General features: G+C 69.9%; 14 protein-coding genes. 8 read left to right on the top strand and 6 right to left on the bottom strand.

Features of this window, described 5'->3' with window-relative positions; all coding sequences use genetic code 11:
* Positions 1 to 161: 161 nt before the first annotated feature.
* The gene (locus AB0F52_RS45230) at positions 162 to 1,943 is read left to right on the top strand and encodes a DUF1996 domain-containing protein (RefSeq protein WP_360184682.1); all 1,782 of its coding nucleotides are present in this window, start codon (positions 162 to 164) and stop codon (positions 1,941 to 1,943) included.
* Between the two features lie 68 nt (positions 1,944 to 2,011).
* Positions 2,012 to 3,487 (top strand): family 43 glycosylhydrolase, encoded by a 1,476-nt coding sequence (locus AB0F52_RS45235; RefSeq protein WP_360184684.1) that lies wholly within the window; start codon positions 2,012 to 2,014, stop codon positions 3,485 to 3,487.
* A gap of 13 nt (positions 3,488 to 3,500) precedes the next feature.
* Here the strand turns inward: AB0F52_RS45235 and AB0F52_RS45240 are convergent, their stop codons facing one another.
* From AB0F52_RS45240 to AB0F52_RS45260, 5 genes are all read right to left on the bottom strand, one after another.
* A complete protein-coding gene (locus tag AB0F52_RS45240) occupies positions 3,501 to 4,742 on the bottom strand; it encodes a sigma-70 family RNA polymerase sigma factor (protein WP_360184687.1) in 1,242 nt (413 codons plus the stop codon).
* 4 nt (positions 4,743 to 4,746) lie between these two features.
* Complete coding sequence (locus AB0F52_RS45245) at positions 4,747 to 5,109, bottom strand: YciI family protein (protein WP_360184690.1); 363 nt, start codon at positions 5,107 to 5,109, stop codon at positions 4,747 to 4,749.
* Positions 5,110 to 5,335: 226 nt separating this feature from the next.
* A complete protein-coding gene (locus AB0F52_RS45250; RefSeq protein ID WP_360184693.1) occupies positions 5,336 to 6,190 on the bottom strand; it encodes an alpha/beta hydrolase in 855 nt (284 codons plus the stop codon).
* Between the two features lie 16 nt (positions 6,191 to 6,206).
* Complete coding sequence (locus AB0F52_RS45255) at positions 6,207 to 7,058, bottom strand: alpha/beta hydrolase (protein WP_360184695.1); 852 nt, start codon at positions 7,056 to 7,058, stop codon at positions 6,207 to 6,209.
* A gap of 102 nt (positions 7,059 to 7,160) precedes the next feature.
* Positions 7,161 to 7,745, bottom strand: coding sequence for a TetR/AcrR family transcriptional regulator (locus AB0F52_RS45260; protein WP_360184698.1), 585 nt, complete (start codon positions 7,743 to 7,745; stop codon positions 7,161 to 7,163).
* Between the two features lie 131 nt (positions 7,746 to 7,876).
* Here AB0F52_RS45260 and AB0F52_RS45265 point away from each other — a divergent pair, with 131 nt between their 5' ends.
* Both AB0F52_RS45265 and AB0F52_RS45270 read left to right on the top strand, forming a co-directional pair.
* Positions 7,877 to 8,887 carry an NADP-dependent oxidoreductase gene (locus tag AB0F52_RS45265; RefSeq protein ID WP_360184701.1) on the top strand — a complete coding sequence of 337 codons (1,011 nt, stop codon included), beginning with the start codon at positions 7,877 to 7,879 and terminating at the stop codon, positions 8,885 to 8,887.
* 154 nt (positions 8,888 to 9,041) lie between these two features.
* The gene (locus AB0F52_RS45270) at positions 9,042 to 9,566 is read left to right on the top strand and encodes a hypothetical protein (protein ID WP_360184704.1); all 525 of its coding nucleotides are present in this window, start codon (positions 9,042 to 9,044) and stop codon (positions 9,564 to 9,566) included.
* Positions 9,567 to 9,683: 117 nt separating this feature from the next.
* Here the strand turns inward: AB0F52_RS45270 and AB0F52_RS45275 are convergent, their stop codons facing one another.
* Complete coding sequence (locus AB0F52_RS45275) at positions 9,684 to 10,259, bottom strand: TetR/AcrR family transcriptional regulator (protein WP_360184706.1); 576 nt, start codon at positions 10,257 to 10,259, stop codon at positions 9,684 to 9,686.
* Between the two features lie 80 nt (positions 10,260 to 10,339).
* Between AB0F52_RS45275 and AB0F52_RS45280 the strand changes: the two genes are divergently transcribed.
* From AB0F52_RS45280 to AB0F52_RS45295, 4 genes are read left to right on the top strand one after another with little or no spacing between them, the layout of a single operon-like run.
* Positions 10,340 to 11,566 (top strand): amidohydrolase family protein, encoded by a 1,227-nt coding sequence (locus AB0F52_RS45280; RefSeq protein WP_360184709.1) that lies wholly within the window; start codon positions 10,340 to 10,342, stop codon positions 11,564 to 11,566.
* Positions 11,563 to 12,417: an alpha/beta hydrolase-fold protein gene (locus AB0F52_RS45285; RefSeq protein WP_360184711.1), complete on the top strand. Its 855-nt coding sequence runs from the start codon at positions 11,563 to 11,565 to the stop codon at positions 12,415 to 12,417. Before AB0F52_RS45280 ends, AB0F52_RS45285 begins: the two co-directional genes overlap by 4 nt.
* Positions 12,407 to 13,705, top strand: coding sequence for an FAD-dependent oxidoreductase (locus tag AB0F52_RS45290; protein ID WP_360184714.1), 1,299 nt, complete (start codon positions 12,407 to 12,409; stop codon positions 13,703 to 13,705). The genes AB0F52_RS45285 and AB0F52_RS45290 overlap by 11 nt, the downstream gene beginning before the upstream one ends.
* A 60-nt stretch (positions 13,706 to 13,765) precedes the next feature.
* Positions 13,766 to 14,671, top strand: coding sequence for a DUF1963 domain-containing protein (locus AB0F52_RS45295; protein WP_360184716.1), 906 nt, complete (start codon positions 13,766 to 13,768; stop codon positions 14,669 to 14,671).
* The last annotated feature ends 19 nt before the right edge of the window (positions 14,672 to 14,690 follow it).

A 14,690-nucleotide genomic window follows, 5' to 3' on the forward strand; every position in this document is an offset into this window, starting at 1 on the left:
ACGTGCACAGGTCACGATTACGCCGTGCTCGACCCTCGTTGATCTCCCGGAAAGAATCGGTTATTTCTTCACCAGACGAGCATTGTTATCGCTAACAGAGAACCGCCCACTGGTGTCGGGCCAGTGGAATCTCTTCCCTTTGAACCCATCGGAGTCCCTTCATGCCCGGAAACACCGGAAAGCACCGCATCTCCCGACGAACCAAGATCGCCACCGGTGTCCTCGCGCTGGCCGTCGCCGCCGGCGGGATCGCGGTGTCGACGACGTTCGGCGACCCCGGCCAGGCCAGCGCCGACGAGGCCGACCCCGCGCTCTACATCGACATCCTCAAGGTCGCCCCGAACAACGCCGAGCCCGCCAACGCCCGCGGCGCGTCCACCGGCACCTTCACCGTGAACTGCGGCCGCAACGAAAACCAGCACTTCAACCCGGACAACTTCGTCGCCCAGCCCGGCATCCGCAACGGCGCCCAGCACCTGCACGACTACGTCGGCAACCTCTCGTCGAACGCGGATTCGAACAACAAGAGCCTCGACGCCGCCGGGACCACCTGCAAAAACGGGGACAAGTCCGCCTATTTCTGGCCGGTGGTGCGCATCGACACCGGTGACGAAGAGAAGAACCCGCCGGCGAAGTCGCCCGACGGCGACCGCGACCAGGCGGCCCAGGACGCCGCGTCCCCGGTGATCACCTGCCCGGACGTCGCCAGCAAGCTCCCCGACGTCCCCGACTCGGCGATGGCCGAGGTGAACCGCAACCTCGACCTGCTCGACACGCAGATCGACGAGGCCAACAAGCGGCTGATCAGCACGCGGGGCCAGGGCGGACCGAACTTCGTGCAGAACGCCATCCTCGGCCCGCTCAAGGACAAGCGCGTCGCCACCATCGACCGGATGGCCATCGCCATCGGCCGCACCGCCGCCAAACCCCAGGGCCTCGACGCCCTCGCCCCCTGCGCGCTCAAGGAGCAGGCCGGCACCGGCGGCAACCCCGTGAGCAACGGCGGTGGCGCCCCCGCCGGCGCGGCCCAGCAGATCACCTGCCCGGACGTCGCGAGCAAGCTCCCCGCCGTCCCGGCCTCGGCCAAGGCCGAAGTGGACCGCAACCTCCAGCTGCTGAACACGCAGATCCAGGAGGCGAACCAGCGGCTCGTGACCACCCAGGGCCAGGGTGGCCCCAACTTCGTCCAGAACGCCATCCTCGGCCCGCTCAAGGACAAGCGCGTCGCCACCATCGACCGGATGGCCATCGCCATCGGCCGCACCGCCGCCAAACCCCAGGGCCTCGACGCCCTCGCCCCCTGCAGCCTCGGCCAGGGCGGCAACAACGGTGGCAACACCGGGAACAACGGCGGTGCGACGGCGACACCGCCGCTGCCCGGCCCGGACGCCAACAACGAGCTGCCGGAAAACGACGGGGCGATCCAGCGCCCGGCGAAGGTCGGGATCACCTTCCGCGGCAGCGCGGCCGGCCCGGTCGTCGCGATGCCGAAGTTCCTGCGGGCCCTCACCGGTGACGCCAAGCCCTCCATCAACGGCGCCAAGAACACCCGCGCGGCGTGGACCTGCACCGGCTTCGAAAACCGGCTGACCGACAAGTACCCGATCTGCCCCGAGGGCAGCAAGGTCGAGCGGATCCACAACTTCCCGAGCTGCTGGGACGGCAAGAACACCGACAGCGCCAACCACCGCACGCACATCGTGTTCCCGGACAAGGCCGGCCGCTGCGCCGCGGGCTTCAAGGCGGTGCCGCAGCTGCGGATCACCCTCGTCTACGACATCCCGCACGACATCCAGGTCAAGAAGCAGTACAAAGTGGACTCGTTCCCGTCCGAAAAGCACAATCCCTTGTCGGACCACGACGACTTCGCCAACGTGATGTCGCAGAGCATCATGAACCAGCTCGTCAACTGCATCAACCGCAACAAGACCTGCAACGCCTGACCCCGGGCACCCCGGCACGGGTGCCCGCCGCCGCCATCCCCGCGGCGGGCACCCGTGAGGAGACGCCGATGACGGTCCCGATCGTTCCGGGATTCCACCCCGACCCGTCGATCTGCCGGGTCGGCGGCACGTACTACCTGGCGAATTCGAGCTTCGAGTACGTGCCGGGCGTCCCGATCCGGCGCAGCACCGACCTCGTCTCCTGGGAGCTCATCGGGCACGCGCTGAGCCGGCCGAGCCAGCTGCCGCCGAGCGAGGGCGCCGCGAACACCGGCATCTTCGCCCCGACCCTGCGGCACCACGACGGGCGGTTCCACCTCGTCACCACGAACATCCTCGAAGCCGGCCGGGGGCAGCTGATCGTGACCGCCGAGGACCCGGCCGGTCCGTGGTCCGACCCGGTGCACGTGCCGGGCACCGACGGCATCGACCCGGACCTCTGCTGGGACGACGCCGGCGTCTGCCACCTCACCTGGGCGTCGTTCCGGCCGGAGCTGCGGGGCATCGCGAGCGTGCCGGTCGACCCGGCCACGGGAGCGGTGCTCGGCGAGCCGCGGCTGCTGTGGAACGGCACCGGCCTGGCGGCGCCGGAGGGTCCGCACCTGTACCGCGTCGACGGCTGGTGGTACCTGCTGCTCGCCGAAGGCGGCACCGAACGCGGCCACGCCGTCACCATCGCGCGCGCCCGCAGCTTGGCGGGCCCGTACGAACCGGCGCCCACGAACCCGATCCTGACCCACCGCAGCACGACGCACCCGGTGCAGAACACCGGGCACGCCGACCTGGTCGAGTGCGCCGACGGCAGCTGGGCGATGGTCCACCTGGGCGTCCGGCCCCGCGGCAAGACCCCCCAGTTCCACGTCAACGGCCGCGAAACCTTCCTGGCCGGCGTGGACTGGGTCGACGGCTGGCCGGTCGTGGCCGAAGGCCGGTTCCCGGTCGAGCCGGCCGATCACAGCTTCACGGACGGCTTCGCGAGCGCCGAGCTGCACCCGCGCTGGGTGGCCCCCGGCGCCGGGCCCGAGACCTTCACCCGCTGGGCGGGGCCGGGCGAACTGGTCCTGGCGGCGGGGCGTCCGCTGCTGACCCGGGCCCTCGACGAACAGTGGACGGCGGTGGCGCGCCTCGACGTTTCCCGGGGCACCGCCATGTTCGTCGTGCGCATCGATGACCGGCACTGGTACGGCCTCACGGCCGGCGGCGGCACCGTCACGGCCACGCTCGCCATCGGCCCCGCTCGCGAAGTGGTCACGACCGTCGCGGCCTGTTCCGTCGTCTCGCTGCGCATCCGGGCGCTGCGGCCTCCCGCTTCCGGCCCGTTCCAGGAGGTCACCGAGCCGGACCTGGTCGAGCTGTCCGTGCTCGGCGAGGACGACCGGGCGCAGGTCCTCGGCGCGTTCGACGGCCGCTACCTGTCCACGGAGGTCGCGGCCGGCTTCACCGGCCGCATGATCGGCGTCGAAGCCCTCGCCGGAACCGTGTCCCTGCGGGAATTCCGGTACACGACCGACCGGGACGAACCTCGGCGGGACTTGCCGGGTTGACCGGTCGACGCCGTCAGTCCAGCTCGGCCGCCTTGCGCAGCAGGACCGCGCGTTCCCGCTCGTTGGCGCACAGCCGGGCGGCCAGCTCCAGCTCGGCGCGCGCCTCCGGGCGCCGGCCGAGGCGGGCCAGCAGTTCGCCGCGCACGGTCGGGACCAGGTGCGAACCGGAGAGCCGGTCGGCGACGACCAGTTCGTCCACGATGGCCAGCGCCTGCTCCGGTCCCGAAGCCATGGCCACGGCGACGGCCCGGTTGAGCTCGACCACCGGCGAGGGCGCGACCCGGCCCAACGCCTCGTAGAGCACCACGATCCGCTCCCAGTCGGTCGCCTCGACCGACGGCGCCGCCGCGTGCGTGGCCGCGATCGCGGCCTGCAGGCCGTACGGGCCGAGGCCGCCGCCCGCGGAAGCCTTGGCCAGCGCGGCCAGCCCACGGTGGATCGCCGAGACGTCCCAGCGGCGCCGGTCCTGGTCCTCGAGCAGGACCGGCGAACCGTCGGAGGCGGTCCGGGCCGGGAAGCGCGCGGCCGTCAGCTCGCACAAGGCGAGCAGGCCGTGCACCTCCGGCTCGTCCGGCAGCAGCGCGGCCAGCGTGCGGGCCAGCCGGATCGCCTCGTACGCCACCTCCGGGCGCACCAGCCGGTCACCCGAAGTGGCCGTCGACCCCTCGGTGAAGATCACGTAGAGGACGCTGAGCACGCCGCCCAGCCGCTCCCGGCGCTCGGCGGGTGGCGGCAGCTCGAACGGCACCCCGGCCGCCGCGATCGTCTTCTTGCCGCGGGTGATGCGGGCCTGCACGGTCGGCACTGAAACCAGGAACGCCCGGGCGATCTCCTGGCTCGACAGGCCGGCGACGACCCGCAGCGTCAGCGCCACCCGGGCCTCGGGCGAGAGCACCGGGTGGCAGCTGACGAACATCAGCGCGAGCACGTCGTCGTCGATCCGGTCGGGGTCGACGTCTTCGACGGCCGCCGGCCCGGCCGCCGCGCCGACGGCCGGATCGGTCGCCAGCACGGCGTAGCGGTCCCGGAGGGCGACCCGGCGGCGGATCGCGTCGATCGCCCGCCGCCGGGAGGTGGCCATCAGCCAGCCGGCCGGATCGGCGGGCGGGTCGAGCGGCCACGACACCAGCGCCTCGGCCACCGCCTCCTGGGCGGCGTCCTCGGCCAGCCCGAAATCCCCGGTGAACCGGGTCAGCGCGGCCACGATCCGCGCCGACTCGATCCGCCAGACGGCTTCCACGTCGAGGGTGCTCATCGGATCAGTGCGGGGTCTCGTCGCTGCCGGGCACCCGCCGCACCTCGACCTTGGCCCCCGGAGCCGCGGGAACCCGCTTGGCCCACTCGACCGCCTCTTCCTTCGAGGCGACGTCGATCAGGAAGAAGCCGCCGAAGAGTTCCTTGGTCTCCCCGTAGGGCCCATCGGTGACCACGGGCGTCTCCCCGCCGAAGTCGACGACGACGCCCTTGGCGGGATCGTCCAGCCCTTCGGCCGCGACGTAGACACCGGACTTGAACAGGTCGTCGATGAACTGGCGGCTGGTGGCCATCATTTCGTCGATGTTCGCCATCATGGCGGCGTTCGACTCGTCGGTGCCCCGCATGATCAGCATGTACTTCGACATCTCGGTCTCCTCGTCCGCCGGGCCGGCTCCGGCCCGTGCGCCCTCTGGTCGAACGGGCGGCTCGCGGATCGACACGCCCCCGAAGATATTTTCCCGCACCCCGGCGGCGCACCCGAAGGAGCCGCCGGGCCGGGGCCTTCGGGGCAGCTGGCCGGCCAGCTGGCGAGCAGGTCGGCGCGCGGTGGCGAGCCGGCCGGGGACGCGGGCGCCGGCGTAGCCGGGGGCGCTAGCGCCCGAGGAACTCCAAGGCCTTGCCGACGAACCGGTCGTGGAACTGGAAGATGCCGCCGTGGCCGGCGTCGGGGTAGATCACCAGTTCGCTGTCGGGCAGGCGGCGGGCCAGGTCGTGGGTGTTCTTCGTCGGCACCATCCGGTCGTGGTCGCCGTTGGCGACCAGCACGGGCTGGTGGACGACGGAGAGGTCGGCCGGCTTTTCCAGGCCCCAGCGGTGGATGGCCTTGAGCTGGGCGACGTAGGCCCTCGGCGCGATCGGCTTGTCGCGGTGGTTCCGGCGTTCCTTCAAGCGCGCCAGGAACTCCTTGCCCGCCCGCTTCCCGTCCGGCGTCCGGGTGAAGAAGAGGAACTGCTTCGGGTCTTGGAGGGTCAGCAGCGCCCGGACGGTGTCGAGGTTCGCAATCCTGGTGACGTTCTTGATGCCCTCGCCCCCGGCGGGGCCCGTGCCGGCGATGATCAGCTTGCGGACCAGCTCCGGTTCCGTTTGGACGATCACCTGGGCGATCATGCCGCCCATCGAGAAGCCGAGGAGGTCGACCTTCGTCAGGCCGAGCGCGCGGGTGAAGGTGACGGCGTCGGCCGCCATCGCCTGGATCGACTTCGGGGTGGTGCCGGTGGTGGCGCCCACACCTCGGTTGTCGAAGGCGATGACCCGGTGGTGCGCGGCGATGCCGTCGACGACGCGCGGGTCCCAGTTGTCGAGGACCGCGGCCAGGTGGGTCAGGAAGACCACCGGGACACCGGTTTTCGGGCCGAGCTCGCGGTAGGCGAAGTCGACACCGCCGGCGGAGACGGTGCGGGTCGGGGCGTCCTGATAGGACGAAACGACGTCTTGGCCGCTGTTCATGGTTTGTCCTTTTCGGTCACTTGCCGAGGAAGAGGTCGACCTGGGCGGCGAACTCGTCGATGTGCTGGAACAAGAAGGCGTGCCCGGCGTCGCTGTAGAGGACCAGCGTGGCGTCGGGGACCTGTTCGACCGCCTTGTAGGAGCCGATGGCGGGGATCATCACGTCGTGGATCCCGTTGGCGTACAGGACCGGCCGGCCGATCGCCCGCAGCTGGGACTTCAGCTGCGCCCACTCCACGGCCAGGAGGCGTCCCACGGCGGCGAGCTGCCCCTGGGCGGCGTCCTCGGTGACCGCGGGACCACCCGCCTCCAGGCGCTTGGCGACCTTCGCGAGGTGCGCGAGCCCGGCGGCGCGGGCCGGTTCGGTTTCCGGGTAGAAGAGGTGGAGCAGGTCTTCGGCGTCCGCGTCCGGCTTGGCCATGATGGACAGCACGCGCTCGCCCATCGCCGGGGTACCGGGCGCGACGCCCGGCCCGCTGCTGCCGGCGACGACGATCTTGCGCACGAGACCGGGCCGGCGGAGCGCGACCAGCTGCGCCACGATGCCGCCGAGCGACCAGCCGAGCAGATCGACCCGCGGCAGCCCGAGTGACTCGACGAACTCGATCGCCCCGTCGGCGAAGCCCTCGGCGGTGTCACGCGGCTCGCCGCCGGTGTACCCGATGCCGACGTTGTCGAACAGGATGACGTCGCGGTCCGTGGCGAGCCGGTCGACGAACTCCGGGTCCCACCAGTCGATGGTGCCGCGGAACCGCATGAGCAGGACCAGCGGCACACCACCCCGCGGACCGGTGCGGCGGTAGGTGAAGACCGCGGAGGGGCCGGCGGTGGTGTGGTTCTCGAGGGTGTCGGCTGAGTACGTCGTCATGCTTTATATTATGACCATAATTCTATGAGCGGTGCAAGCGGCCTTACGAACTCGATGGTCAGCTTGAGCGCGACGACGTCGCCGGAACCGGCCGGCGGCCGGTCAGCTCCCGGGCGCGTCCAGCACCGTCAGCGCGTTGCGGATCCCCTGCTCCAGGATGTCGTCGGAGAGCTGCCGGTCGGCCAGAGCACGAGCGAGTTGCAGGGTCCCGACCATCAGGGCGTAGATGCCGAGGGTCTTGGTGCGCGCCGACGGCGGGTCGTGCGGCGCCAGCCGGGCGGCGATGTCGTCGATGACGGCCACCACGCTGGTGGTATAGGTCTCCTTCGTCGGATCCGCGCAGCGGCTGATCTCGTCCAGCAGCGCGGCGGACGGGCAGCCTTCCTCGGGGTTGTCGCGGTGCTCGGGCGAGAGGTAGGTGCGCACCATCTGCTCGACACCGTCACGGCCGGGCGGGAACGAGGTGAGCCACTCGCGCTGGCCGCGCAGCTGCTCGGAGACCGCGGTGGCGACCAGGTCTTCCTTCGATTCGAAGTGGGCGTAGAAGGCACCGTTGGTCAGGCCCGCGTCCTTCATGAGCGTGGCGACCCCGGAGCCGTCGATCCCGTCGCGCTTGAGCCGGCGCCCGGCCGCCTCGATGATCCGCTGCCGCGTCACCTGCTTGTGCTCTTTCGCGTACCGCACCACGCGCGCCTCCACTCACCGGACCGGTTCCCTCATGTTAGTACGATCATAATCCAAGTTTTGACCAAGCTCTTGCCACCCGCTCCACCGCGCCATATTGTATTATGATCATAATTCAAAGGCAGGTGGCTGACATGAAGGCGTTCATCGTCGATCGTTACGAGAAGGGCAATGGCCTCCGGGCCGGCGACGTCCCGGAGCCCATCGTCGGCGAACACGACGTGCTGGTCGAGGTCCACGCCGCCGGCGTCAACGCCCTGGACTCGAAGATCAGGGACGGCGAGTTCAAGCTCGTCCTCCCCTACCGGCCCCCGTTCGTCCTGGGCAACGACGTCGCCGGGGTGGTGGCCCGCGTCGGGGCCCGCGTACGCGAGTTCAAGCCCGGCGACGAGGTCTACGCGCGCCCGGACAAGGACCGGATCGGCACTTTCGCGGAGTTCATCGCCGTCCACGAAGACGACCTGGCCCGCAAACCGGAGCGCCTCACGATGGAGGAAGCCGCATCGGTTCCCCTTGTCGGCCTCACCGCCTGGCAGGCGCTGATCGAACTGGCCCACCTGCGGAAGGGGCAGAAGGTCTTCATCCAGGCGGGTTCCGGCGGCGTGGGAACGTTCGCGATCCAGCTGGCGAAGCACCTCGGCGCGACCGTGGCCACGACCACGAGCACCGCGAACGCGGGTCTGGTCGAGCGCCTCGGCGCGGACATCGTGATCGACTACCGCAAGGACGACTTCGAAACCGTCCTGCACGACTACGACGTGGTCCTGCACAGCTTGGCCGGCGAGGCGCTCAAGAAGTCCCTACGGGTATTGAAACCCGGCGGCAAGCTCATCTCCCTCTCCGGCCCGCCCGACCCGGACTTCGCCCGGGAGATGGGAAAGCCGTGGATCCTCCGCCCGGCAACGCGCGTGCTCAGCCACGGAATCCGGACGGCGGCCGAGCGCCGCGGGGTGGACTACTCGTTCTTGTTCATGCGCGCCAGTGGATCCCAGCTTCGCGAGATCACCTCCCTCATCGACGACGGCGTCATCGAGCCGGTCGTGGACCGGGTCTTTCCCTTCGAGTCGACGAATGAGGCCATGGCGTATGTCGACGAAGGACACGTCAAGGGCAAGGTCGTCGTCAGGGTTCGCCAGGCGGAGTAGGACGTTCGGTAATCATGGTCGGCGCCTGGGGCAAGGCATCGCCCCTTGGCCGCGGACACCTGAGCGCCACGGTAACGAGTTCATTGCTTGCCGTAACACAAGATCCGCTCGGCGAGACATACCGGCGTCGACCATCGTCACGTTGGAGGGGTTCGTGATCATCCGCCGTACCGTTCTCGCCGTTGGCGTCTCCGCGGTCGCGCTTTCGTTGGCCGCGTGCGGCAGCTCAGACGGCGCGCCCACGGCGACCGACTCGGCCGGTGTCGTCGCCCCAGCCGAGGCCGCCAGCGGCCCGAAGTCCGCCGACGACGTCACGAAGACGCTCACCGAGAAGATCCCCACGGTGAAGCTGTTCAAGACCTACACCGCGGCGGACGACCCGAACCACCTGCTCGGCCGGCCGAACGGCTACACGTCGAAGACGGCGTTCTCGGACTCGCGCGTCAAGGCCGACGACGTCGAGTACCTGAATGAGGACGCGGTAGAACGCGGCGGCTCCGTGGAGGTGTACGCGGACGAGGCGGGAGCGAAGGCGCGAATGGACTTCATCCAGTCGATCGCGAAGGGGCTGCCCGCGGTCGGCGAATACGACTACGTGAAGGGCGGCGTGCTGGTGCGGGTATCGCGGCTCCTGACACCGGACCAGGCGAAGGAATATCGGGCGGCACTTGGCGGCTGAGCGCGGTCGACAAAGCGCCGCTCGCCTGGGAGATCCGGCGGCCGATCGACCGGCGCCGCGAGAGGGCCCAGATGGCGGCGAAAAGCGGCCACCCGCTCAAAGCCCCGGGCGTTCCCGTCAACCGGATCGGTCTTTGCGCATGCGCAGGATCAAGGCGACCGCGTCCTCCGAGTGGACTGCCGGCGCCAGCACCTTCTGCAAGAGCAGGCCGCGCATCGCGGCAATGGTGACCGTGGCCAAAGTCAGCGCTTCCCGACTGTCGAGCCCTTCGCGTTCCGCGAGCGAGGCCAGCATCTTGGTCAGGTCGTCGAGTGAGTCGATGAACTCGCGAAAGTCCTCCGGGCTGTACGCGGCCAGTCCGACGACGTGGAAGAACCCGCGGACCCGCGACAGCTGCTCCGGGCGCGTGTAGGCCCGCCAGATCGCCATGACGAGGTCGTCGAAGGAGCCTTGCCGGGCGACCTCGAGCAGTGACTCGTTGTCCCGAGATCGCTGTGCCTCGAGCATGGCCGCCAGGACCCCCGTGAGTGACCCGAAGTGGTATCGCAACAGGGCGTGACTGGTCTCGGCCCTGGCGGCGACCTCACGCAGCGACACCTCCGGTGCGGGAAGGCCCTCGTCGAAGGCGTCGAGAAGCCGGGCCAGGAGCCGCTCGCGGGCGTCGCCGTTGCGTTCCGTGCTTGACAGGATCACTCCCACAGTTTATCCATTGGAAAAGAAGCGCCGTGTTGCGCACACATGGTCGCAGCCGGCGCCAGCGGAGGGAACGACTCGTGGGACGGTCTCAAGTGGTCGGTGCGACGGTCGTCGACGGATCGGGTCGCGACCCGGTCGACGTCGACGTCAGCATCGAAGACGGGCACATCACCCGGGTCGGCGCCTCCGGTGCCCACGGCGAGCGCCTCGATGCCGCAGGCCTGACGATGACGCCCGGCCTGATCGACGCGCACGTCCACTTGGGCCTGTCGAGCCCGATCCAGCCGCAGTTCTCGTTCCGGATCAGCGCCGCCGAGCTCGCGGCGGACATCTTCGCCACGGCCGGCGCGACGCTCGACGCCGGCTTCACCACCGTCCGGGACACCGGCGGGGTCGACGGCGGCCTCGTCACCACGATCGCGAAAGGCAAGGTCAGGGGGCCGCGCGTCCTGTCGTGCGGACCGGTCCAGTGCCAGATCGGCGGCCACGGCTACTACGGAGCCGACTGGGAACCCACCGAGCTGTGGAGCAGCCACCACCTCCCCGGCCTGTGCGCGCTGTCCATGATGTCCGGCAACGCGGACGAGCTGCGGCGCAACGTGCGCGAGGCCTTCCGCCGCGGAGCCTCCTTCCTGAAGCTCTGCGTGACCGGCGGCGTGGTCGGCGCGCACGACCGGCTGACCGACACCCAGTTCACCGTCGAGGAGATCGCCGTCGCGGTACAAGAAGCCGCGGCGCGGGGCACCTACGTGACGGTGCACGCCCACAACAACGACGGCATCCGCAACGCCGTCGAGGCCGGGGTGCGCTGCGTCGAGCACGGCACCGACCTCGACGAACCCACGGCCATCCTGATGGCCGCTCGTGACGTCGCCCTCGTACCCACGTTCGCCGTCGTCGAGCAACTGCTGCACGACACCGCCGGCGCGGGCCTCGACGAATCCACCCGCGATCGGGTGCTGGGTGTTCGTGAGCGGATGACCGAAGCGCTCGCGGTCGCCAAGGAGGCCGGGGTCCGGATCGGGCTGGGTTCCGATCTCATCGGCCCGGCCCAGGACCGCCGAGGCGAAGAGCTCAGGCTGCGCGCGAAGCTCGAAACGCCGATGGACGCTCTCGTGGCGGCCACCAAGACCAACGCCGAGATCCTCGGCCTGTCCGGCCGAGTCGGTGTCATCGCTCCCGGCGCGCAGGCCGACCTCGTGTTGTGGAACGGCAACCCGGTCGAAGACCCGGAGCTGTTCGCCGATCCCGCCAATGCCGTCCTCGTTCTCCAGGGCGGCCGAATTGTGAAGGACCTCCGATGAGCACCATGTGGCAGGGCTGCCTCGCCGACACCGACTACTTCGAGCTGCGTTCCAGCGGCGGGCACGACTACGGCGTCTGGGTCACCACGCCACCGGGCTACGACCCCGCCACGGCGCCGGCGCCGGCCGTGTACGTGCTCGACGGCAACTGGGCCGTGGGCATGACGGCCCCGCTCATCGTCACCCAGAAAGACCCCATGCAGCAGATCCGGCCCTACCTCCAGGTCAGCGTCGGCTACGCGGGCGAGGACGCCCAGCACTGGGCACGGCTGCGCAACAGGGACCTCGTGCCGCCCGGCGAGCCCATCGCCCGGGAGTTCGTCGACGCCGTGGAGACGGGAATCCGGACAGGCGCGATGAGCCGCGAGGAAGCCGACGCCTACCTCGCCGAATTGAAGGACACCCAGGCCGATGCGTTCCTGGCCTTCCTCACCGCGGAACTGCACCCGCGGATCGAACGCGACTACGGCACGGCCGCGAGCGGTCACGGCCTCTTCGGCTACTCCTACGGCGGACTCTTCAGCCTCTACACCTGGCTCACCGGCAACACGCTCTTCGAGAGCATCGGAGCGGGTAGCCCCGGTGTCGTCGGTGAAGACAGTCAGGTCTTCGCGATGCTCCAGGAAATGGGAGACAGCCTGCCCGCCACCAAGCTTCACCTGACCCTCAACGACCGAGAGCTACTCGGCGACCTGGCCGTCTACCAGAACCTCACGAAGAACGCGGCCACCGTCCTGCACCGCCTGACCGCCCGCGGCGGCGCCGTCACCAGCGCGGTCCTGCGCGAAACGCACGTGACCGGCCTGCAGGCCTCGTTCCTCAGCTACCTCAGGACCTGCCGTGCCCGGTGAGCGCCCGAGCGCCGAGGTGGTCGTGATCGGGGCCGGGGTGATCGGTTCGTCGATCGCCCTCGAGCTCGCCCGGGCGGGGCGCCGGGTGATCGTGCTCGATCGGGCCCCAGGGGCCGGGCAGGGGTCGACCTCGGCATCGAGTGCGATCGTCCGGTTCAACTTCTCCACCACCGCCGGGGTGGCGACGGCGTGGGAGGCGCACTTCGGCTGGCTCGACTGGGCCGAGCACCTCGGGCACGACGTCGGCGACCTCGCGGTGTTCCGCAAGAGCGGGCTGGTCATGCTGGACGTCGAGGCGGCGCCGCGTGCGTCATGGCTTCCGTTGTTCGACGAGATCGGTGTCCCCTACGAGGAATGGGACAGCGCGACCTTGGCCGAGCGCGTTCCGGGTATCGACGCCGGCCGCTATTGGCCGCCGAAGCGCCTCGACGACGAGGAATTCTGGGAGGACGCGAAACAATCGCTCGGTGGCGTGTACACCCCGGATGCCGGTTACGTCTCGGACCCGAGCCTCGCCGCCGTGAACCTCGCCGCCGCGGCCTCGGCGTGCGGGGCGGAGTTCCGCTTCCGCAGCACGGTGACAGCGGTGGAGAAGGCCGGCGGCCGCGTGACGTCGGTGCGGCTGTCGGACGGCACCCGGATTCCCTGCGCCGTCGTGGTCAACGCGGCCGGTCCGTGGTCGGGAGCGCTGAATCGGCTGGCCGGCGTGGGTTCCGACTTCACGGTCGGGGTGCGCCCGATGCGGCAGGAAGTGGCGCACGTGCCGGTCCGGGAAGGCTATGGCGGGCCGGTGGTGGCGGACATGGACCTGGGCACCTATTTCCGCGGTGAAACCGGAGGGGACCTGCTCGTCGGCGGAACGGAACCGGAGTGCGATCCGCTGCAGTGGACCGACGACCCGGACACGATCGAGATCCACCCGACGGCCGCGGTCTTCGAGGCTCAGGTGACACGGGCCGCGCGGCGGTTGCCCAACCTGGCGGTGCCCAACCGGGCGCGCGGCGTGGTGGGCGTTTACGACGTCGCGGACGACTGGACGCCGATCTACGACCGCACCGAACTCGAGGGCTTCTACGTCGCGATCGGAACGAGCGGCAACCAGTTCAAGAACGCACCGGTCGTGGGGCAGCTGATGACGGAGCTGATCAACCAGGTGGAGAACGGCGCCGACCACGACATGGTGCCCGTCCGGTTCCGGGCCCCGCGCACCGGCCTGGAGATCGACCTGGGTGCGTTTTCCCGTAAGCGCAACCGAAACACCGCGAACTCGGGCACGGTGCTGGGCTGAGCCGCCACTCGAGCGGTCAGGGTGATGGACATGGCGGCGGATGTGCGAGAGTGCTCGGCCATGAACCATCTCGAACAGTTGCGGGGTACGGCGATCGAGCGCGGCATCCCGGCCGAAGCGGCCGACCGGATCGGCCGCTTCCTCCGGGTGGCGATCTGGGTGTGCAATGCCAACCGGTACGGCATCGGATCGGCCGAGCGGCACGGTGGCGTGGTCGGACAGAACGGCGGGCTGCCCCGCCTGCCGGTCGGCACGGAATGGCCGCACGCCGACATCAGCGGCCTGGGCCGGTTGCCGCTTCCGTTCATCGCCTCGCTGGACTGCGCGAAGCTGCCGCGGGCCGACGGCCTCGAGCTCCCGGCGGACGGGTCGCTCCTGTTCTTCCTGGCGCACGAGCACGCTCTGCACGCGCACGACGAGCACGAGTTCGCCCGGGTCGTCCACATTCCGGCCGGCACCGCCACCGTGCAGGTGGAACAGCCACCGCCCCACGACGAAGACTGGTTCGAATCGGGTTTCCTCCGGCCGCGGTCCGACCTTGTCGCTCTGGTCCAGCCGGAGATGCCGGGCTGGTTCGACGAACCGGAGAACCTCGAGTTCGAGTCGGAGGTCGTCCAGCTGCAGGTGGGCGACACCGCCCACCTCGAAGACCTCCGCACCTTGGTCAAGGAGCTCTGGCCGCAGGTGACGACGGGCGCCGACCTCTACCTCGGCGGCTATTCGATGGAGCTGGGTATCGGCGAAAACGCCGAGTACGGCATGGCGGAGGACTCGATCGCGCGTGACGTACCGAACCGCGACCGGCTCGTGGAGGAGGAGACCACCCGGCTGATGAGCGAGTGGATACCGCTGGCCCAGTTCCAGCTGGAGGACCAGGTACACGTCGGCCGCTTCCTGATCCGCCACGAAGACCTGGCCGCCCGCCGCTTCGGCCGAGTTCGGTCGCTGACCATGTTCACGGAGTAGACGTGTATGAACGGGTTGG

Source organism: Amycolatopsis sp. NPDC024027 (assembly GCF_040638975.1).
Lineage (GTDB): Bacteria > Actinomycetota > Actinomycetes > Mycobacteriales > Pseudonocardiaceae > Amycolatopsis.